Source organism: Yoonia sp. SDW83-1, assembly GCF_046762885.1.
GTDB lineage: Bacteria > Pseudomonadota > Alphaproteobacteria > Rhodobacterales > Rhodobacteraceae > Yoonia.
Map to the genome: position 1 here is coordinate 1 of NZ_JBKQXO010000045.1, position 1,238 is coordinate 1,238.

A 1,238-nucleotide genomic window follows, 5' to 3' on the forward strand; every position below is an offset into this window, starting at 1 on the left:
TGGCCTGCTGCCGGTTTTGTGGACGGCAACTTAAGCTTTCATTGCTCGCTCCTCGAATGTCATAGGGCTTAGATAGCCGATGGTCGAGTGGCGGCGTTTCGGGTTGTAGAACCGTTCGATGTAGTCGAACACATCCACCCGAGCTTGTTTGCGGGTTCGGTAGGTCTTCCGCCTCACTCTTTCGGTCTTCAGTGACGAGAAGAAGCTTTCCATCGCAGCATTGTCCCAGACATTTCCAGAACGGCTCATGGAGCATGTGATGCCATGGTCCGTCATTAGGCGCTGGAATGGTTCACTGGTGTATTGGCTACCCTGGTCCGAGTGATGCAGCAGTTCCTGTGGCCGGCCTCTGCGCCAGATCGCCATGATCAGGGCATCGATCACCATCTGCGATGTCATCTGATCGCTCATGGACCAGCCGACGACGCGCCGAGAGAACAGATCAATGACAGCCGCCACATAGAGCCAGCCTTCGGCCGTCCAGATGTAGGTGAAGTCTGCCACCCATTTCTGGTTCGGACCGCTTGCCTCGAACTCTCGCTCAAGCACGTTGGCAGCAATGACAGATCGAGTGCCTTGATCTTTTGGTGGCTGTCGGCGTTTAGGACGCGCTCTGAAGGCGTTGTGGCGCATGAGCCGTTCGACACAATGCAGGCCGCAGGAATAGCCCTCTTCAAGAAGATCATGCCAAACGCGTCGAGCACCGTAGGTGCGGTCCGAACGCAGAAAGCTTGAACGGATCGCTGCCGATAGCTTCTCATCCCGGAGCGATCTGTCGCTGCGTGGCCGTGCCAGCCAGGCATGGAAGCCACTTCGCGACACACCGAGCGCATCGCACATCCAACTCACTGGCCAAACCCCTCGGTGCTTCGCCACGAAACCAAACATCATAGCTGGTCCTTGGCGAAGTAGGCCGCGGCCTTTTTTAAGATATCGCGCTCTGCCTTCAGCTTCGATACCTCACGCCGCAGGCTTCTCAGTTCTTCCTGATCTGGCGTCAGTTTCCCGTGCCCGGGAAAAACCCCTGAACCATTAGCCTCGGCAGCACGTATCCAACGTCGAAGCACCGTCGCATGTATCCCCAGATCCCTCGAAGCCTGAGCGGCGCTCACACCGCGCTCCGTCACCAACTCTACCGCTTCCTGCTTGAACTCGCGGCTGAACACTCTTCTCGTCATGTAGATTCTCCAGTTTCATAAACACCTTATCTCGGTGTCCACGAAACCGGCAGCAGGCCA

Annotated in this window: 1 protein-coding gene; it reads right to left on the reverse strand. The window is 56.9% G+C overall.

Annotation, left to right across the window (positions count from 1 at the left end):
- Positions 1-30: 30 nt before the first annotated feature.
- A protein-coding gene (locus tag ACFWW4_RS22660) for an IS3 family transposase (protein ID WP_411892906.1) occupies positions 31-1,178 on the reverse strand; the annotation gives its coding sequence in 2 pieces (ribosomal slippage) (positions 31-932 and positions 932-1,178; 1,149 coding nt in all).
- Positions 1,179-1,238 lie beyond the last annotated feature (60 nt).